General features: G+C 34.6%; 16 protein-coding genes. 7 read left to right on the top strand and 9 right to left on the bottom strand.

All coding sequences use genetic code 11. The features are described 5' to 3' along the window. The first annotated feature begins 268 nt into the window (after nucleotides 1-268). The 3 genes from FF52_RS15990 to FF52_RS15980 all read left to right on the top strand — a co-directional run bounded on the left by FF52_RS15990 (nucleotide 269) and on the right by FF52_RS15980 (nucleotide 3,949). Entirely contained in the window at nucleotides 269-1,798 is a 1,530-nt protein-coding gene (locus tag FF52_RS15990; RefSeq protein ID WP_008467110.1) for a SulP family inorganic anion transporter, read from the top strand. Between the two features lie 311 nt (nucleotides 1,799-2,109). Further along, nucleotides 2,110-3,018, top strand: coding sequence for a helix-turn-helix domain-containing protein (locus FF52_RS15985; protein ID WP_008467109.1), 909 nt, complete (start codon nucleotides 2,110-2,112; stop codon nucleotides 3,016-3,018). A 91-nt stretch (nucleotides 3,019-3,109) separates the two neighbouring features. After that, entirely contained in the window at nucleotides 3,110-3,949 is an 840-nt protein-coding gene (locus tag FF52_RS15980) for an oxidoreductase (RefSeq protein ID WP_008467108.1), read from the top strand. 310 nt (nucleotides 3,950-4,259) lie between these two features. Here FF52_RS15980 and FF52_RS15975 read toward each other — a convergent pair whose 3' ends face one another. From FF52_RS15975 to miaB, 9 genes are all read right to left on the bottom strand, one after another. After that, nucleotides 4,260-5,459 (bottom strand): ectonucleotide pyrophosphatase/phosphodiesterase, encoded by a 1,200-nt coding sequence (locus FF52_RS15975; protein ID WP_008467107.1) that lies wholly within the window; start codon nucleotides 5,457-5,459, stop codon nucleotides 4,260-4,262. A 406-nt stretch (nucleotides 5,460-5,865) separates the two neighbouring features. Continuing rightward, nucleotides 5,866-7,497: a chaperonin GroEL gene (groL, locus tag FF52_RS15970; RefSeq protein WP_008467106.1), complete on the bottom strand. Its 1,632-nt coding sequence runs from the start codon at nucleotides 7,495-7,497 to the stop codon at nucleotides 5,866-5,868. Between the two features lie 82 nt (nucleotides 7,498-7,579). After that, nucleotides 7,580-7,855 (bottom strand): co-chaperone GroES, encoded by a 276-nt coding sequence (locus FF52_RS15965; RefSeq protein WP_008467105.1) that lies wholly within the window; start codon nucleotides 7,853-7,855, stop codon nucleotides 7,580-7,582. A 146-nt stretch (nucleotides 7,856-8,001) separates the two neighbouring features. Continuing rightward, entirely contained in the window at nucleotides 8,002-8,349 is a 348-nt protein-coding gene (secG, locus tag FF52_RS15960) for a preprotein translocase subunit SecG (protein ID WP_008467103.1), read from the bottom strand. Nucleotides 8,350-8,352: 3 nt separating this feature from the next. Further along, the gene (locus tag FF52_RS23780; RefSeq protein WP_008467102.1) at nucleotides 8,353-10,074 is read right to left on the bottom strand and encodes a tetratricopeptide repeat protein; all 1,722 of its coding nucleotides are present in this window, start codon (nucleotides 10,072-10,074) and stop codon (nucleotides 8,353-8,355) included. Between the two features lie 91 nt (nucleotides 10,075-10,165). After that, complete coding sequence (locus FF52_RS15950) at nucleotides 10,166-10,684, bottom strand: LptE family protein (protein WP_008467101.1); 519 nt, start codon at nucleotides 10,682-10,684, stop codon at nucleotides 10,166-10,168. A gap of 99 nt (nucleotides 10,685-10,783) precedes the next feature. After that, nucleotides 10,784-12,043, bottom strand: a complete 1,260-nt coding sequence (locus FF52_RS15945; protein WP_008467100.1) for a sigma-54 interaction domain-containing protein — start codon at nucleotides 12,041-12,043, stop codon at nucleotides 10,784-10,786. Nucleotides 12,044-12,236: 193 nt separating this feature from the next. Then, complete coding sequence (locus FF52_RS15940) at nucleotides 12,237-12,620, bottom strand: GxxExxY protein (RefSeq protein WP_008467099.1); 384 nt, start codon at nucleotides 12,618-12,620, stop codon at nucleotides 12,237-12,239. 44 nt (nucleotides 12,621-12,664) lie between these two features. Then, nucleotides 12,665-14,110: a tRNA (N6-isopentenyl adenosine(37)-C2)-methylthiotransferase MiaB gene (gene miaB / locus FF52_RS15935; protein WP_008467098.1), complete on the bottom strand. Its 1,446-nt coding sequence runs from the start codon at nucleotides 14,108-14,110 to the stop codon at nucleotides 12,665-12,667. Between the two features lie 349 nt (nucleotides 14,111-14,459). Between miaB and topA the strand changes: the two genes are divergently transcribed. From topA to gldL, 4 genes are all read left to right on the top strand, one after another. Continuing rightward, nucleotides 14,460-16,988 (top strand): type I DNA topoisomerase, encoded by a 2,529-nt coding sequence (topA, locus tag FF52_RS15930; RefSeq protein ID WP_035691735.1) that lies wholly within the window; start codon nucleotides 14,460-14,462, stop codon nucleotides 16,986-16,988. 8 nt (nucleotides 16,989-16,996) lie between these two features. After that, entirely contained in the window at nucleotides 16,997-18,148 is a 1,152-nt protein-coding gene (locus FF52_RS15925; protein ID WP_008467095.1) for a formimidoylglutamase, read from the top strand. 262 nt (nucleotides 18,149-18,410) lie between these two features. Next, nucleotides 18,411-19,805: a gliding motility lipoprotein GldK gene (gene gldK / locus FF52_RS15920; RefSeq protein ID WP_008467094.1), complete on the top strand. Its 1,395-nt coding sequence runs from the start codon at nucleotides 18,411-18,413 to the stop codon at nucleotides 19,803-19,805. Between the two features lie 55 nt (nucleotides 19,806-19,860). After that, a complete protein-coding gene (gene gldL, locus FF52_RS15915; protein WP_008467092.1) occupies nucleotides 19,861-20,508 on the top strand; it encodes a gliding motility protein GldL in 648 nt (215 codons plus the stop codon). The last annotated feature ends 34 nt before the right edge of the window (nucleotides 20,509-20,542 follow it).

Below are 20,542 nucleotides of genomic sequence, written 5' to 3'. Positions count from 1 at the left end.
AAAATAGACTATAATAAGTTAAAGAGTTAAACAAAATTAAAGGTAATTAATTAGAGTTTAATACGTAATTATACGGTTTTTTTGTTAATCACTTGTTTTTTAGTGTTTTGTGTTGGTTTGTTTTTAAAGAGAGATAATGTAGGAAGTTTATTTTTTAAGAATTGTTTAATTTTTTGATATTTTAGATGGGATTCTGATTTATTATTACTTGCTTTTTTAATCTCTAAAATAGACTCTTTTAATTCTTCAATTCCCTAATTTTGTGCCCATGAAAAAAACGTTCCAACTCTTCGATTTTAGCCAGAAAGTCAATTATAAAAACGAAATTTTAGCAGGTTTGACTGTTGCCATGACTATGATTCCAGAATCATTGTCGTTTGCTATTTTGGCTGGATTTCCGCCATTGGTTGGTTTATACGCTGCTTTTATTGCCGGATTGGTGACGGCTATTTTTGGAGGACGACCAGGAATGATTTCGGGCGGAGCAGGAGCAACAGTAATTGTTTTGATTGCCTTGATGAAGTCGCACGGAATAGAATATGTTTTTGCCGCCGTTGCCCTCGGCGGTGTTGTCCAGATCTGCATCGGACTTTTTAAACTAGGAAAATTTATTCGATTAGTTCCACAGCCCGTTATGTTTGGTTTTGTAAATGGTTTGGCTGTTGTGATATTTATGTCGCAGTTGGAGCAGTTTAAAACGGTTGTTAATGGTCAGGTTGCTTGGCTTCAGGGAACTCCTTTATATATTATGTTAGGTCTGGTTGCTTTGACAATTACGATTGTTTTGGTTTTTCCGAAGATTACAAAAGCAGTTCCAGCATCTTTAGTGGCCATTATGGTCGTTTTTGCAATCGTAATTATTTTTAATATCGAAACCAAAACTGTAGAAGATATCGCTTCGGTTCAAGGCGGATTTCCTCCGTTTCATATTCCGAATATTCCGTTTTCTTTCGAAACTTTAAAAGTAATATTTCCGTATTCGGTAATTGTTGCAGCGGTTGGTTTGACGGAAGGTTTGCTTACGCTAAATTTAGTCGACGAAATTACCGGGACACGAGGAAATAGCAACAGAGAATGTATAGCGCAGGGAAGTTCGAATATTCTAAATGGTTTTTTCTACGGAATGGGCGGCTGCCCAATGATTGCGCAGACTTTGGTAAATCTTGGAGCTGGATCAAGAGCCAGACTTGCGGGAATTATTGGCGCTTTGACTATTTTAATGATTATACTTTTTGGAGCTCCCGTAATCGGAAAATTACCAATGGCAGCTTTAGTGGGAGTTATGATGATGGTGGCGATTACTACTTTTGAATGGGCAAGTTTCAAGATTGTTAATAAAATGCCCAAACATGATATTTTTGTTGGAATTCTAGTGGCTTTAATTACAATTGTATTGCATAATTTGGCATTGGCGGTTTTAATTGGTGTGATTATTTCGGCTTTGGTTTTTGCTTGGGAAAGTGCTAAAAGAATTCGCGCAAGACAGTATATTGACGAAAACGGAATAAAGCATTACGAAATTTTTGGGCCGTTATTCTTTGGTTCTACTACTGCTTTTTTAGAGAAATTTGATATTCAGAATGATCCGAATCATATTATAATCGATTTTAAAGAAAGCCGTGTTTCAGATATGTCGGCGATTGAAGCTTTGAACAATATTACTAAGAAATACAATCAGCTCAACAAAACTGTAGAGTTGGAGCATTTAAGCGCCGACTGCAGACAATTGCTAAAAAATGCTGATGCCGTTATTAAGGTGAATGTTATTGACGATCCTACTTATAAAGTAGTGTCTTAATAATGGTTAATTGTAAATTATTAATTGTGAATTAATTCACACATCCTAATATTCTGTAGAGACGCACTGCAGTGCTTCTACGCAAAGTATCTCAAAAAGCAAACCCGACAGATTTTAGAAACCTGTCGGGTTTCTTATGTTTATAGGTTTGTCGGGCGGATCGGAGTCGAAGCCCACATGCCAATTGGAGCGTCCTTCCCAAAGCCTCGGGATCGCTCAGGGTGACAATTAAAACATTATCCAGAATTATCGTATTTTCTAATTGACAAATTATCTAATTATATAATGTTTGATTTTTGTAACTTTGTAAAATGAAACTAACAGAAACTTTAGAGGATTTTTATACAGTAAAAATAAAAGGAATGCCCGAAAATCTAAAAAAAGAGATCGGACATTTTAATGTTTTTAAGCTGGATGATTACATTGGAAGTACTTGTAATCCTTTGCCTTATACGCGAAAAGACTTTTATAAAATCAGTTTAATTATTGGAAAAAATAAAGTGCATTATGCTGATAAAGTTGTTTCGATAGAAAATCAGGCTTTATTCTTTGCTAATCCCCAAATTCCATATAGTTGGGAACATATCGATGAAAACCAGACTGGGTTTTTCTGCATTTTTACTGATGCTTTTTTTAGCCAGTTTGGGAATTTAAAAGAATATCCGTTGTTCCAGCCAGGCGGTAATCCTGTTGTTCCGGTTTCTGTTGAATTGGCAGAATCTTTAAAAACGATTTATTTAAAAATGTTTGATGAAATCAATTCTGATTATGCTTTTAAATATGATGTGCTTAGAAATCTTGTTTTTGAGATTATTCACCTAGCTTTAAAAACGCAAACTGTAACTGCTTCATTATACAGTAAATCGAACGCTACAATTCGTGTTTCTTCTTTATTTTTAGAATTGTTAGAACGACAATTCCCTGTTGAATCGATTTCTCAGCAGATTAATTTTCGCTCACCTTCGGAATATGCAAATCAGTTAAATGTGCATGTAAACCATTTGAACAAAGCTTTAAAAGAAACAACTGGAAAAACAACTTCTCAGATTATTGGAGAGAGAATTGTTCAAGAAGCCATGATTTTATTGAAGCAAACTAATTGGAATATTAATGAAATTGCGTGGTGTTTGGGCTTCGAAGAATTATCTCATTTTATTAATTTTTTCAAGAAAAATGTTCGAGTTTCGCCAAAAAACTATCGTTTAGCAGAAATTGTTTGATTTTTGCAACTTCTTGTTTGATTGCTTCAATATTTGAGAAGTACTTCACTTGTAACTTTGTCCTATAATTATAAAGTAAAAAATTAAAATCATGGACAATAAAAAAGTTTGGTTTATCACAGGTGCTTCAAAAGGACTTGGATTGGAATTGGCTAAAAAATTATTAGCAGAAGGTTATAAAGTAGCGGCAACATCAAGAAGTGAAGCTTCTTTAGTTAAAGAATTGGGCGGTTTGTCGGAAAGTTTTCTTCCTTTAGAAATGGACTTGGTAGACGAAAAAAGCGTTAAAAATGCAATTGACAAAACAGTAAACCATTTTAAAACAATTGATGTTTTGGTCAATAATGCTGGTTATGGCTTATTAGGCGCATTAGAAGAATTAAGCGACGCAGAATCTAGAAAAAACTACGAAGTAAATGTTTTCGGATTATTAAATGTAATTAGAAATGCAATGCCAGTTTTTCGTGCCAATGAAAAGGGGCATATCTTCAATATTTCTTCTGTTGGCGGTTATTATGGAGAATTTCCGGGTTGGGGAATTTACTGTTCTACAAAATTTGCAGTTGCAGGCTTGACAGAATCTTTAGCGGCAGAAATAAAACCATTTGGAGTTCATGCAACAATCGTTTATCCGGGTTATTTTAGAACCGATTTCTTAAAAGATAGTTCATTATTGTTGCCTGAAAATCCAATTGCAGAGTACAAAGAAGTGAGACAATCTGAAAGTGCGCACAAAGAAGACATCAATCAAAATCAGCCGGGCGATCCTGTAAAATTAGCGGAAGCTTTAATCAAAGTGAGTAACGACCAGAATCCGCCATTACACTTATTTTTGGGCGAAGATGCTTATAATATGGCGAATCAAAAAATAGCAAGTGTTCAAGCAGAATTGGAAAGCTGGAAATCAGTTTCTGTTTCAACAGCTTTTTAATTAGAGAATGTGGTAATTGACAATTAGAAAATTCCAAATAGGAAACTCTAATATTGCAATAAACCCGACATGTTTTAAAACCTGTCGGGTTTGGTTTTCTATAATTAATTCAGTTTTGTCAGGCTAAGCGAAGTCGAAGCCTACATACTAATTGGAGCGACTTTCGACTCCGCTCAGGATTACATTCGATTATGGAATAGATAAATTGAGTTGCCCCCCAGCTTTAGCTGGAGGCAATTCAGTTTGTTAAATTATTCCAATTCAAAAATTATCTAATTATCTAATTATCAAATTGACACATTATCTAATTTTAGCGCAGCGCACTCTCAACATCGCTCAATTTTCCATCAATTTCTCCAATTTGTAAACTGAGAATATGAGCAATCAAAGGATAAACCGAAACATTCTGAAACGTTTTTATTTTTTTATTGACTTTAAAAGCAGGACCTTTTGCATAGAAAATGGCATGCATATCTTTTTCATTATTGTCATAGCCATGCGTTCCGCCATTTATATGAGTGCTTTCTTTGCTTACTAAACTCCAGCCTTTATCGGCTTCAATTACAAAATCGTGCACGCGCGGATTTGTTCCGTAGTGTAATCTTTTTGGGACTTCGGTCGATTTCCAGAATTTAATATGAGGAACTTTTTTCAAAGCATTGGCAATTGAATCTTGATAACCAGCTTTTGCCTGTATACTCATAATTGGATTAATTACGTCTTTATAACCCAACCATTCTGGTTTTAGGTAATCTAACACTGCTACTTTTTTATCATTGCTGATAGTGGCCATTCCGTGGTCTGAAACGATAATCAAATTGATTTGTTTTCCAATAGGCAACTGATCTAGTTTTTTAGATATTTCTCCAATAATGGAATCCATTTTGATTACTGTTTTTTCAGTTTTTGGCGAAAGCGGCCCAAAATTATGACCTGTATGATCTGGTTCGTCGAAATACAAAGTCACTAGATGTGGGCGCTGTTTTTCTGGTAGCTGTAGCCATTTCATAACCGTATCTATTCTGGCTCCATATGGGACTTTACCATCGTAATTTTTGAAATAGCTCGGATTCCTTTTGTCAATGTCAGAACCTGGCCAAAAGAAAGAAGCACTTTTTACACCTTGCTGTTCAGCCAAATTCCAAATCGGATTTCCGCCATAGAAACGAGAATCGTTTTTAGCATTGCTTGATAATGAAAAAGACTGATTTAGAGAAGAATCGTAGAAAACATTATTGATAATTCCGTGATGATCTGGATAAAGTCCCGTAACGATAGAATAATGATTTGGGAAAGTTTTACTAGGATAAGACGGTTTCATTGATTTTGCATGAACACCCTCTTTTTCAATTTGCTTCAGATTTGGAAGATTATACATTTTGCCATAATCCCAACGAAATCCATCCATAGAAACTAAGACTACATAATTGTCTTTGCTGTTTTGGGCTTGTAAAAAAGTTGTAAGAAGTAAAAATGTAAAAGATAAAAGGCGAGTTGTAAATTTTCTCATTTTGCAATTTTAAATAGAACTGCAAAGGTATAGATAACAGCTTTTTTAAAGAAAAAGAGAATGTTAAATAAAGGTGATAGCCACGAATTCACGTATTATTTTTTTCTAATCTTTGCGTTTGAAAATAGTTATCATTAATTATGGGAATGCTTTGTGTGAAAAAATTTGCCACGGATTCAAGAATTATTTCTTCAAATCTTTGTGTTTAAAAAATAGTTGTAATTAATTACACGAATGCTTTGTGTAAAGTAAGTTTAGAACAGATTTATAATTCTTTTAATCTGTGTAATCTGTGGCAGATAAAAGTATATGCAAAGATTAGAAAAAATAATACGTGAATTCGTGGCTATCAAAAAAAAAACGCCAGACATTCATCTGGCGTTTTAAGTTTTAAGAAAAGAATGAATTACATCATTCCTGGCATTCCGCCTCCCATTGGCATTCCGCCTCCAGCATTTTCTTCTTTAATATCAATTAATGCACATTCTGTAGTTAAAATCATTCCAGAAACAGATGCAGCGTTTTCAAGAGCCACACGAGTTACTTTTTTAGGATCGATAATTCCTGCAGTAAGCATATCTACATATTCGTCGGTTTTTGCGTTGTATCCGAAATCACCTTTTCCTTCAGAAACTTTTGCTACAACAACAGATCCTTCAAGACCAGCGTTTTCAACGATAGTTCTTAATGGAGCTTCAACAGCGCGAGAAACGATTTGAATTCCTGTAGCTTCGTCAGCGTTGTCAGCTTTTAAGTCAGCCAAAGCAATTTTCGCTCTTAATAAAGCTACACCACCACCAGCAACGATTCCTTCTTCTACAGCAGCACGAGTTGCGTGTAAAGCGTCGTCTACTCTGTCTTTTTTCTCTTTCATTTCAACTTCAGAAGCTGCACCAACATAAAGAACTGCAACACCGCCAGCTAATTTAGCCAAACGCTCTTGTAATTTTTCTTTATCGTAATCAGATGTAGTAGTTTCCATCTGACCTTTAATTTGGTTTACACGATTTTTGATGATATCAGCCTCACCAGCACCGCTTACGATAGTTGTATTGTCTTTATCGATAGAAACTCTTTTTGCGTTTCCTAACATTTCGATAGTTGTATTTTCAAGAGTATATCCTCTTTCTTCAGAGATAACAGTACCTCCAGTTAAGATTGCGATATCTTCTAACATTGCTTTTCTTCTGTCTCCAAAACCTGGAGCTTTTACAGCAGCAATTTTAAGAGCACCTCTTAATTTGTTTACTACTAAAGTAGAAAGAGCTTCTCCGTCAACATCTTCAGCGATAATCAATAATGGTTTTCCTGATTGTGCAACTGGCTCTAAAACTGGAAGTAATTCTTTTAAAGAAGAAACTTTTTTGTCATATAATAAGATGTATGGAGAGTCTAATTCAACTTCCATTTTCTCCGGATTTGTTACGAAGTAAGGAGAAAGGTATCCTCTGTCAAACTGCATACCTTCAACAACGTCAACGAAAGTATCAGTTCCTTTAGCTTCTTCTACAGTGATAACACCTTCTTTTCCAACTTTAGCGAAAGCTGTAGCGATTAATTCACCAATAACTTCATCATTGTTAGCAGAGATAGAAGCAATTTGCTGAATTTTGTCAGAATCGCTTCCAACCACTTTAGCTTGTTTTGCTAAGTCAGCCACGATAGTTTCAACAGCTTTGTCGATACCGCGTTTCAAATCCATTGGATTTGCACCTGCAGCAACGTTTTTAAGACCTTCTTTTACGATCGCTTGAGCTAAAACTGTAGCAGTTGTAGTTCCGTCTCCAGCTAAATCATTGGTTTTAGAAGCCACTTCTTTCACCATTTGCGCACCCATATTTTCTAATGCGTCTTTTAATTCGATTTCTTTTGCAACAGAAACACCATCTTTAGTAACAGTCGGTCCACCAAATGATTTTCCGATGATTACGTTACGACCTTTTGGTCCAAGAGTTACTTTTACAGCATTTGCTAATGCATCAACACCACGTTTTAAACCGTCACGTGCTTCAATATCAAATTTTATGTCTTTTGCCATTTTAATTTTTGTTTAAAGTTTGATTTGTTTCAAGTTAAATGAAGTTCTTAATTTGTAATACTCCGTACTTAATACAATATTTTTAGATAATCGCTAAAATATCATCCTCACGCATGATTAGGTAATCAGTGCCTTCTAGTTTTAACTCTGTTCCTGCATATTTACCATAAAGAACAGTGTCTCCAACTTTTACAGTCATAGTATGATCTTTAGTTCCGTTTCCTACTGCTACAACAGTACCTTTTTGAGGTTTTTCTTTGGCAGTATCTGGAATAAAAATACCTGAGGCAGTTTTGGTTTCAGCTGCAACAGGCTCAATAAGTACGCGGTCTGAAAGCGGTTTAATGTTTAAAGCCATGATTTTTATATTTATTAATAAGTTATACTTTTTTTTCTGTTCTATAAACTTTCAGAAATTGTGCCACGCTAGAAAAACTGACATTTTTTCTTAAAAAAAATGCCAGCTTTGACAGGCTGGCATTAGATTTTTATATCGAGCTACAATTATTTCGCTGCAGGTGCTGGTGTTGCAGGAGCAGAAGTAGTTCCTTGTGCTGGAGTTGCAGGTGCATTTACAGGAGCTTCAGTTTTGTCAATGATTTTAGATTCAGTATCGCTTAAAGATCCAGAGAAGCTTAAGCTTGAAAGTAAAATTAGCACAATTAAAACAGTAGCCAAAGTCCAGGTACTTTTATCTAAAAAGTCAGTTGTTTTTTGTACTCCACCTAACATCTGCGTTCCGCTGATAGTAGAAGACAATCCGCCTCCTTTAGGGTTTTGTACCATGATAACTACGATCAATAGAAAACAAACTATTGTGATTAAAACTAAAAAAATTGAAAATGTGCTCATTACTTAATTATTGTTATTGTTATTTTGTTGTAAAATCTTAATATCCGATATGCGGTCTGCAAAGAAAGTAATTTTTTCTGGATATTTCAAAATTAATATTTCATATGCCTGAATTGCTTTTGTATATTTCTTTTGTTCCAGATAAACTCTAGCCAAAGTCTCTGTCATTAAATACGAATTGTCCTCTATATTGGTCTCAATTTGAACTGCTGGAGCACTGTTGCCAGGTTTTATTGGAGAAATTTTTGGATTGTTTTCGATAAATTTATCGATAATTTCAGCCTTTTTCTGTCTTTCTTCTTCTTTTGCCGCTTCAATTTTAGCTTTTTCTTCTGGAGAAATTTCGTTTGAGCGGTCAATTGGTTCTGTACGAGATAATTGAAGCCATTCTTGGAATGAATGTTTTTCGTTAAGAGAAAAATCTAAAGGTTTTCCGATTTCTAAATGCTCTGCTGCGGTTTTTGCAGGTTCATTAGGTTCTTCTTCTTCGATTATTTCTTCAATTGGTTCCTCATTTTCTTCCTGAATTTCCTCTTCGTCTTTATCCTCAGATTGCAGAACTTCTAGAATTTCTTCTTTTGGTTCTTCAGGTGTTTTTGTTTCAGCTTCTTTAATCGAAGAAAGTATAGATCGTTCAATGGTATTCATTTTAAATTCCGGAATGATCATTTCTTCGATAACGCTGTCATCTTCATCTTCTTCGACCGAATTTAAAACAGGTTCTTCTATAATACGATCAACTTTTATTTCCTCGGTTTTTGCAGACTGTTGTTCAGCAGTTGCAGCTTCTGATTCCTTAATCGAACTTAAAATAGAATTTTCAATACGATCAAATTTATGTTCTTCAACTGCAATTATAGATTCAGGCTCGGTCACAGAAGGAGTTTCAGAAACTTTTATCGAGCTTAAAATAGAATTTTCAACACGATCAATTTTAGGTTCTTCCTTTATTATTGTTTCTTCTTCTATTTCTTCAACTAAAGCTTTAGTTTCTTCTTCCTCTTTTTCAATATTTGAAATTGAATCTGCAGAATCAACCTTATTTTCGGTTTCGATTACCGGTTTTTCAAAAGTAACCGAATGGGCTTCTTTGATTGCAAGAAAAATAGACGGATCTATTTCTGGAAGTTTTTTAGGCTCTTCTGCTATTACTGGTTTCTCAAAGGTAACCGAATGTGCTTCTTTTATGGCAAGGAAAATAGAAGGGTCAATTTCAGGAACTTTTTTAGGTTCTTCAGTAATTATGGGTTCTTCAGCTTTTATTGTCTCCTGAGTTTTTATTGGTTCTTCGATTTTTATAACCGAAGGGTTTTCAATTGAAGAAATTGCAGTTTCTTTAACTGTATCTTGAACAGGCTGTTCCTCAAGTTCTGTCTTTATTTCAATAGCTTTCTGGATTTGCTCAGGCGAAATAATTTCACTGTCAAAAACGGTAATTTCGAGAAGATCTCTCAATTTTTGTTCATAGAAATCATTCTGAATAGAAGTAAAAGCTTCAGAAGTAATAAAATCAAATAAAACAGAACGATCTGCAGTATATGCAGCAGTTACCTTTAAAGCATAATTATACTTAAAACTATTTTGATTGTAAAGTCCTTTTAATCGCAATGCGCGTGCACTTTGAAAATACGGAAATTCATTCAAAACACTGCCTAATGCATCCGCTTGCTTTTCTGTAATAGCATCGGGTTTGTTCATTAAGTAGGTATAATCGCTAACGTTCATTCTTTATTTTTTGGTTTAATTGGTTAATTGTTTATCGTTGATTTGTTTTTAGCTGTTTAATCGATTAAACGATTCAACAAACAAGTAAAAACTACCATTTTGCCAATGACTCATTAAAGATGTCTTGTGTGATTCTTTCAAAAATAACTCTAATTGCTTCAGTTAAAACAGAACCTGTCGGTAAGTCTCTTCCAGGGAAATCATAATAGAATTCAAAAGACTTTTCAAAATCATCTGTTTCTTTCTTTTTATTCATAAATCTTACATTGACACGAATCGATAAACGGTTTTGAGCTGCTCCCGCTTGGCCATTTGCATCTACAGCAGTTGCCGTCATGGGCGTTATTCTGTAATCAGTAATTTCTCCTTCATAGACCAAATCACCGCCATTGCTAACCAAGTTTAAGTTCGTTTGGTTCATAATCAAATCCTGTAAAGCCAAGGTGAAAGTCCTATCGATTCCAGGTTCAATTAAATCGGCATTATTTTGAAAAAAGTTGACTTGAAATGTTTTGGCATCGATTTTTCCAGTTCCTGTAAAGTTGTAAACAGAACAGCCACTTAACATAAAAAGGCTTAATAATGCGAAAAGAGAATATATTTTTTTCATAATATTTAAGAGGGAATCCCAATTTTTAAATTCCAAATTCCAATTGAGCCAAATATAGGTAATTGGAATTTGGAATTCGAAATTGTAATTTAATTATTTTTATAAATCGAATTGCTTGATTTTGCGGTATAAAGTTCTTTCGGAAATACCCAATTCATCTGCTGCCGCTTTGCGTTTTCCTTTGTTTTTCTCTAATGATTTTTTGATCATTTCGATTTCTTTTTGTTCCAAACGTAAAACCTCTTCTTCCTCGATAGTTTCAGCAAATAAATAATTATCATCCTGTATCTGATAGTTATCTTCGCGAACAGTAGGTGTTGTCATAACAGCAGTTCTAGGTTCTTCTTCAAAATCAATTTCGCTGTCGTTCTGCTGATTTCCGTATATTTTCTGAATTAGATTTGGATTAATATCTTGCACTTTAGAAGATCCGTTTTTCATCAATTCCAAAGTGAGTTTTTTCAAATCGTTCAGATCGCTTCTCATATCAAAAAGCACCTTATATAATATGTCTCTTTCTGTACTAAAATCGCTTTCTTTTTTGCTGTCGCTGATAACAGAAGGCAAATTGCTTCCTTCAGCTGGCAAATAAGATTGTAAAGTCGCAAGATTGATATCGCGATTGGTTTCTAAAACAGAAATCTGTTCAGCCACATTTCGAAGCTGACGAATATTCCCGCTCCATCTGAATTTTTGCAAAAGCTGAACAGCATCGTCGTCAAGTCTTAAAGGCGGCATTTTATATTTATGAGCAAAATCTGCCACAAACTTCCTGAATAACAAATGAATGTCATCATTTCTTTCGCGCAAAGGCGGCAAAGTAATTTCGACTGTACTTAAACGATAATACAAATCTTCACGGAATTTACCTTTTTCTATAGCATTAAATAAATTCACATTGGTTGCAGCAACAATGCGGACATTGGTTTTTTGAACCTGAGATGAACCTACTTTTATAAATTCACCGTTTTCTAAAACACGAAGTAATCTTACCTGAGTAGTCAGTGGTAATTCACCAACTTCGTCAAGGAAAATTGTTCCGCCGTCTGCCACTTCAAAATAACCTTCACGTGTGCTTGTTGCACCCGTAAAAGCACCTTTTTCGTGTCCAAAAAGTTCACTGTCAATAGTTCCTTCTGGAATTGCACCGCAGTTTACGGCAATATATTTACCATGCTTTCTATGTGAAAGCGAATGTATAATTCTTGGAATATTTTCTTTACCAACACCACTTTCCCCAGTTACCATAACCGAAATATCAGTTGGAGCAACCTGAATGGCTTTTTCGATAGCACGATTTAATTTTGGATCATTACCAATAATCTCAAATCGCTGTTTTATTGCTTGAACTGTTTCCATATAGTTTTTTGTTTCAAGTTTTTTTGTTTCAGGTTTCAAGTTTTTGATTTGACCTTTAACGTTTAAACTTTTGGCCTATAATTTTTTTATCTTTTGCCACAGATTAAAATGAGTAATACGGATCTTTTTTAAAATCGTTAGAAATCTTTATTACTAATTAACCACAAATTACACAAATTAGCGCAAATTTTATTTATGAATTTATTAATCTTTTGTGCACTAATGATTTGTTTTGAAAATTTGCAATTATTCCAACAGGGGTATCTGCTAGTTTCATATAATTTAAAACCTGTGCAAGATGATCATTACAGATTTCTTTTACAGATTTTAATATTATGTCATCATAAACAACAAAATCGGCATAAAATTTATGAGGCAAAATAGTTCCCTTATATTCAATTGCAAATTCTTTTTCTCGATGATACGGAATGTTGTTATTTTTAAATTCAATTTCTAATGCATCTTTATATACAATCTCAAGTAATCCAGGCCCCAATAATCTATGTACTTCCATGCATATGCCTACAATTTGATAATTTTGATCTTTCTTGTAGTAATATTCGTTACCATCAATCATAAAAAAAATAATTTGCGGAAATTTGTGTAATTTGCAGTTAAAAATTAATTCATTTCAGAATATCCTACAGCTTCACCTTTCAGTGTTCCAGAAGTACAGCTTGTAATTTTTACGTTTACGAAATCTCCAATTTTGTAATTTTCTTTTGGGAAAACAACCGTAATGCTCTGAGAGTTTCTCCCTGAGAATTCGTCTTTAGATTTTTTAGAAACTTTTTCAACTAAAACTTCAACTGTTTTTCCAACAAATTCCTCGCTTCTAAACCAAGCGTGTTTTTGTTGTAAATCAACAATTTCTTGCAATCTTCTTGCTTTGGTTTCCTCTTCAACATCATCTTTCATTTTTCTTCCAGCCAAAGTTCCAGGGCGCTCAGAATACGAATACATATAACCGAAATTATATTTTACATATTCCATTAAGCTTAACGTATCTTGATGATCTTCTTCTGTCTCTGTTGGGAAACCAGCAATCATGTCCTGCGAAATCGAAGCATCAGGAACAATCGCCCTAATTTTATCAATCAGAGCCATATATTCTTCACGGCTGTGAAGACGATTCATCTCCTTCAAAATTCTGTTACTTCCAGACTGAACTGGCAAGTGAATATGTTTGCAGATATTCGGATATTTCGCAATAACATGCAAAATGCTCTCATGCATATCCTGCGGATTTGAAGTCGAAAATCGAATACGCATTTTAGGAAAACCAGCCGCCACCATTTCAAGCAATTGCTCAAAATCTACTGCAGTTGCTTTTTGCATTTCAGAAGCATTTACAAAATCTTTTTTCAATCCGCCGCCGTACCAGAGGTAACTGTCAACGTTTTGGCCAAGAAGCGTAACTTCTTTATAGCCTTTGTTCCACAAATCCTGAATTTCAGCCATAATACTTTGCGGCTCACGGCTACGTTCGCGACCGCGCGTAAAAGGCACAACACAAAACGTGCACATATTATCGCAACCGCGAGTAATCGAAACCAAAGCAGTAATTCCGTTGCTCATTAAACGAACAGGCGAAATATCTCCGTAAGTTTCTTCTTTTGATAAGATTACATTTATGGCGTCACGTCCTTCTTCAACTTCTGCCAATAAATTTGGAAGATCTTTGTAAGCATCAGGACCAACAACAAGATCAACTATTTTCTCTTCTTCTAAAAACTGACTTTTCAAACGCTCGGCCATACAGCCTAAAACCCCCACTTTCATTTTCGGATTGGTTCGTTTTACGGCATTATATTTTTCAAGACGCTTACGAATAGTCTGCTCTGCTTTGTCACGAATAGAACATGTGTTCACCAAAACCAAATCGGCTTCTTCAAGAACTGAAGTTGTGTTATATCCTCCGTCAGACAAAATGGAAGCTACGACTTCGCTGTCCGAAAAATTCATCGCACAGCCGTAACTTTCTATAAAAAGTTTTTTAGTATTCTCAGGTTTATTTTCCAGAACAAGACTTTCACCCTGTTTGCTTTCTTCAATAATCTTTTCCATTGTAAAAATTCAAAGTGCAAAGATAGGGTAATTGAAACGAATGTGACAAGATGTCAGATAAAGAATTAACAATGTTTTAAAAAATTTAGATTACAGATTTTAGATTTAGATTGTGAGGTGTTTTATTAATTTAATTTCTATGGAAAAAAACTGAAATCTAAAATTTTCAATATTAAATAAAGGAATTTCTCGGTCAGAAATCACTAAAAGTTATACCTATATATATAATCGAGATTATTACAGATAAATCTGCAATTTTAAGTTTCATAATATCAAAATACTTCAAAAATTCAATCGTAAGGTTAATATTTAAAAAAAATAAATACTTTTGTTGCAGAAAAATAGAGCAATGGCAAAGAATTTAGTAATAGTGGAGTCACCTGCAAAGGCGAAAACGATCGAGAAATTTCTTGGGAGTGATTTTCAGGTGGAGTCAAGTTATGGTCACATAGCCGACTTACCATCAAAGGAAATAGGAGTAGATGTAGAAAATGGTTTTAAACCTAAATATGAAGTTTCTCCCGATAAAAAAGCCTTGGTAACGAAACTAAAATCACTTTCTAAGAATGCCGAAACGGTTTGGTTAGCATCCGATGAGGACCGCGAGGGAGAGGCTATTTCATGGCACTTGGCGGAAGAACTAAAGTTGGATACAAAAAAGACTAAACGTATTGTTTTTCATGAGATAACAAAATCTGCGATTCTTAAAGCAATCGATAATCCTAGAGAAATTGATTATAACTTAGTAAATGCACAGCAAGCACGCCGTGTTTTGGATCGTTTAGTAGGTTACGAATTATCTCCAGTTTTATGGAGAAAAATCAAAGGCGGACTTTCAGCAGGTCGTGTACAATCAGTTTCTGTACGTTTGATTGTTGAAAGAGAACGCGAAATACAGAGCTTTAATGCAGTTGCAACCTATTCAATTGTTGCAGAATTTGTAAACGAAGCAGGAAAAGCTTTCAAAGCAAGACTTCCAAAAAACTTTAATACTAAAAAAGAGGCCGAAGATTTCTTAAATCAAAACATCGGTTCTAAATATAAGGTAGCCGATTTAGAAACTAAACCTACCAAAAAATCTCCAACAGCACCTTTTACAACTTCGACACTTCAACAGGAAGCTGCGAGAAAATTGTATTTGCCGGTTGGAATTACCATGCAGTTGGCACAGCGTCTTTACGAAGCGGGGCTTATTACTTATATGAGAACCGATTCTGTGAATCTTTCTAAGGAAGCAATGGACGCCGCACAAGCAGAAATCATCAAATCTTACGGAAAAGAATTTTCTAAACCGAGAGTTTTTGCCAATAAAAACAAAGGAGCTCAAGAAGCGCACGAAGCAATTCGTCCAACAGATATGTCTCGTCATACAGTAAATATTGACCGTGACCAAGCTCGTTTATACGATTTGATCTGGAAAAGAACTTTGGCTTCGCAAATGAGCGATGCACAGCTTGAAAGAACAAATGTGAAGATTGAAGCTGATAATCATGATGAAGTTTTTACAGCTTCTGGAGAAGTATTACTTTTTGAAGGTTTCTTAAAAGTGTACTTAGAAGGCCATGATGATGATGAGGAAGAGCAAGAAGGAATGCTTCCAGCTTTAAAAGTGAACGAAAAACTGGCTAACAATTATATTACAGCTACAGAACGATATTCAAGACCGCCTGCACGTTATACCGAAGCATCTTTGGTTAAAAAACTTGAGGAACTTGGAATTGGCCGTCCTTCTACTTATGCGCCAACCATTTCAACAATTATCAATAGAAATTATGTTGAAAAAGGAACTCTTGAAGGTGTTGAGCGTAATTATACACAGCTTACTTTACAGAATAATAAAGTAGGAGAGAAAGTTCTAAAAGAAAATACAGGTTCTGATAAAGGGAAATTGGTTCCAACAGATATCGGAACCATTGTGACTGATTTCTTGGTAAAGAATTTCGGAAACATTTTAGATTATAATTTCACTGCAAAAGTAGAACAGGATTTCGACGAAATTGCCGAAGGGAATATTGACTGGGCAAAAATGATGCAGGACTTTTACAATCAGTTTCATCCAAATGTAAAAGAAGTTGAGGCAAATGCTGAGCGCGAAAGCGGTGAAAGAATCTTAGGAAAAGATGCAGACGGAAGACAAGTTTCTGTTCGTTTAGGAAAATTTGGACCAATGGCTCAAATTGGAGAAGCAGATGATGAGGATAAAAAGTTTGCTAGCTTGATGGCAGATCAAAATATTGGAAACATTACGCTTGAAGAAGCATTAAATTTATTCTTGCTTCCAAAAAGTTTAGGAGAATATAAAGGAGAAGAAGTTGAAGTGAACAATGGCCGTTACGGACCTTATGTTCGTCATGGAAATGTTTTTATTTCGTTGCCTAAAGGTGAAGATCCGCTTAATGTTTCGAAAGAAAGAGCTCAAGAATTGATTGACGAAAAAGCACTTGCTGATGCGCCAATTGCAGTTTATAAAGGAGAAGCTGTTCAAAAAGGAGTGGGGCGTTTTGGACCATTTATTAAATGGAACGGTCTTTTTGTAAACGTAAACAAAAAATACAATTTTGATAATCTTTCTCAAGCAGATGTTGAGGAGTTAATTGAAGAAAAACTTCAGAAAAACATCGATAAAGTTATTCATAACTGGGAAGAAGAAGGAATTGTAGTAGAAAAAGCCCGTTGGGGACGCTCTGTAATTCTAAAAGGAAAAATCAAAATTGAATTAGGAAAAGATGTTGATGCGACAAAATTAACATTGGCACAAGTTCAAGAAATGATTGCGGCTAAAACGCCTGCTAAAAAAGCACCTGCAAAGAAAACTGCAGCTAAAACAACAACGGCTAAAAAAGCTCCAGCTAAAAAAACAGCTGCTAAAAAGAAATAAGTATATAAATGGAATTTGATTTTCTAGAACCAGTTAATGATGGAATTATAAGATTCGTCGGAGGACTGTCTTCACAAGAGCTTGGAAGTAAAGTTGTTTTTCATACCCAAGATCAGTTTCCTGATATTGCGCAGATTAGTATTGCTATAATTGGTGTGTTGGAAGACCGTACAAACATCAATATGATTAATGAAGTTAATCTTTCTGCTGTACGTAAAAAGTTTTATAGTATGTTTCCAGGAAATTGGGATGCGTCAATTGCAGACTTGGGAGATATACTTGCGGGCGATTCTGTAGAGGATACTTATTTTGCATTAAAGAAAGTTACTTCTACATTAATCAAGAATAAAGTCATTCCTATAGTTCTAGGAGGTTCTCAGGATTTGACCTATGCTTTATATCGCGCTTACGATGACTTAGAGCAGATGGTAAATTTGGTTGCAGTTGATAATAAATTTGATTTTGGTAAAGAAAATGAGTCAGTTTCGGCTAATTCGTATCTTACAAAAATTATTATTGATGAGCCAAATAATCTTTTCAATTACTGTAATATAGGATATCAAACCTATTATAATTCGCAGGAAGAAATCGATCTGATCGAGAAGCTGTTTTTTGATGCTTATCGTTTAGGAGAGATTTCAAATAAAATTACATTGGCTGAGCCGGTTTTCAGAGATGCAGACCTAGTAAGTATAGATTTAAATTCTGTAAAGTCTTCTGCCTCAGGAAATATGGTGACTTTTGAGCCAAACGGATTTAACGGAAAAGAAATTTGTGCTTTGTCTAGATATGCAGGAATTAGTGATAAAGTTTCTGCTTTTGGAGTATTTAATCACAATAGTACACTTGCTGAATCGGTTATTATTGCTCAGATTGTATGGTATTTTATTGAAGGCTATCACTATCGATCAAAAGAATATCCATTTGGAAGCAGAGCAAACTATTTAAAGTATATTGTTCCGTTGGATGATGAAGAATTAATATTCTATAAAAGTGATAAAACAGACCGTTGGTGGATCGAAATTCCATATGAATCAAATGGCAGCAATAAATTGAAAAGAAATACGTTATTACCTTGTTCTTACGAGGAATATTTGTCGGCTTGCAATCAAGAATTGCCAGAAAGATGGTGGAAAGCGCAAAGAAAAAATGCTTTATAGATCAAAAATTTAAGTGAAATCTTAAATTTTTAAAACTTGTAAAAAAAAGTTAAAATTAATTAGTAAGAAAATATGTATAATACATAAAAATTAACGTTTTACATCGATTTTTTAAAGCAGTTTATCGATAAAATATTTTTTTTTTATTTTATTTAACATTATTTTTGAACGGTAAAATAAATTCGCAAGTAGTATTGTTTTTTAGATAAATAATAAATACGTTTACGGACTTTTAATAATGAATAGATAATCCCAAATTTATATGAAGAAGTTTATTGCATTTGCAGCAATGTTAACACTAGTAATCGGCTGTGGTAAGTCTGGTGACAAAGGTGAATTAGTTGGTGTTACAGGAGGGAAATGGCATCCCGAGAAGCCTTATGGAATGACATTAGTTCCGGGTGGATCTTTTATTATGGGTAAATCAGATGCTGATTTAGCTAACGTAGAAGATGCTCCAACTAAAACTGTAACCGTTCGTTCGTTTTACATGGATGAAACTGAGATTACAAATAGTGAGTATCGTCAATTTGTGGAGTGGGTAAAAGACTCTACAATGAGAGTTCGTTTAGCAATTTTAGCTGACGAAACCGGGCAAAAAGCTACTGATGGAAAAGGTAAAAAAGGCGGAAGCATTGCTGACTACGCTTTTAATGATTCTGATCCAGAAAAAATGACAGCTTATGACAAATACATGTACGACAACTATTATAGTGTTGGTACAAAAGATGATCCATATGCTGGAAGAAAATTAAACAGAAAAGTTAAGTTAATTAAAGATACAAAAGCATATCCAGATGAGTATTACGCTGAAGTAATGGATTCTATGTATTTGCCAATTGAAGAATCATACAATGGTTTAAGAACAATTGACGTAAATAAATTGAAATTCCGTTATTCTTGGATGGATATTCAAGCTGCTGCAAAAGCAAAAGTTGGAAAAAGAAGTGACTTCGTAAAAACTGAGCAGGTAAATGTTTACCCTGATACTGCAGTTTGGATTAAAGATTTCGCTTATTCATATAATGAGCCAATGCATAATGATTACTTCTGGCACAAGGCTTATGGAGATTATCCAGTAGTGGGTGTAACTTGGAAACAAGCTAAAGCATTCTGTGCTTGGAGAACTTTAAACAAAAACAGCTACATTAAATCTAAGAAAAAAGGACGTGACTTAGTAAATGCTTTCAGATTACCTACTGAAGCAGAATGGGAGTATGCAGCTAGAGGAGGTCTGGAGTCTGCAACTTACCCATGGGGAGGTCCTTATACTAAGAGTGATAGAGGTTGTTTCTTAGCAAACTTCAAACCAAGTAGAGGAGATTATGCTGCTGACGAAGCGCTTTATACAGTTGAAGCTAAATCATACGATGTAAACGGTTACGGATTATACAACATGGCAGGAAACGTTTCTGAGTGGACAGACTCTGCATACAATCCAAACGCTTACGAATATGTATCAACAATGAATCCAAACGTTATAGACGGTAAAAACCAAAGAAAAGTGGTTCGTGGAGGTTCTTGGAAAGACGTTGCTTATTTCCTACAGGTAAGTACTCGTGACCACGAATATGCTGATTCAGCAAGAAGCTACATCGGATTCAGAACTGTACAAGATTACATGGGTACTCAAGTTACAGGAAACAGAAAAAAGTAAATTTAAATTAATTCAATATCCAACAAATCTATTTTAAACCTAAAAAAAAAGTATTATGGCATTATTAAGTAAAAAAGCAATGAATTTCGCTTATGGTATGGGAGCGGCAGTGGTAATCGTTGGAGCTTTATTCAAAATTACTCACTTTGAAATTGGACCATTAACAGGTACAGTTATGCTTTCAGTAGGATTGGTGACTGAGGCGTTAATTTTTGCGCTTTCTGCTTTCGAACCAGTTGAAGAAGAACTAGATTGGACTCTAGTTTACCCAGAATTAGCTAACGGACAAGCTAGAGAGAAAAAAGCTAAAGCTGAAACTCCAACTGACGCTCAAGGATTATTATCTCAAAAATTAGACACATTATTAAAAGAAGCTAAAATTGACGGTGAATTAATGTCAAGTTTAGGAAACAGCATCAAAAACTTCGAATCTGCTGCTAAAGGAATTGCTCCAACTGTAGATTCAATCGCGGGACAAAAGAAATATTCAGAAGAATTATCTGTTGCTGCTGCTCAAATGGAATCATTAAACAGTTTATATAAAGTACAATTAGAAAGTGCTTCTAGAAACGCTGAAGCTAACAAAGAAATCGCTGAAAATGCTTCTAAATTAAAAGAGCAAATGGCTTCTATGACTGCAAACATCGCTTCTTTAAACAGCGTTTACGGTGGTATGCTTTCTGCAATGAGTAACAAAGGATAATTAGTTTTTAACTAAATATTAAATTTATTAATAA

The sequence above is a fragment of the Flavobacterium sp. F52 genome (assembly GCF_000278705.1).
Classification (GTDB): domain Bacteria; phylum Bacteroidota; class Bacteroidia; order Flavobacteriales; family Flavobacteriaceae; genus Flavobacterium; species Flavobacterium anhuiense.
This window is presented reverse-complemented; position numbering and strand designations above follow the sequence as displayed.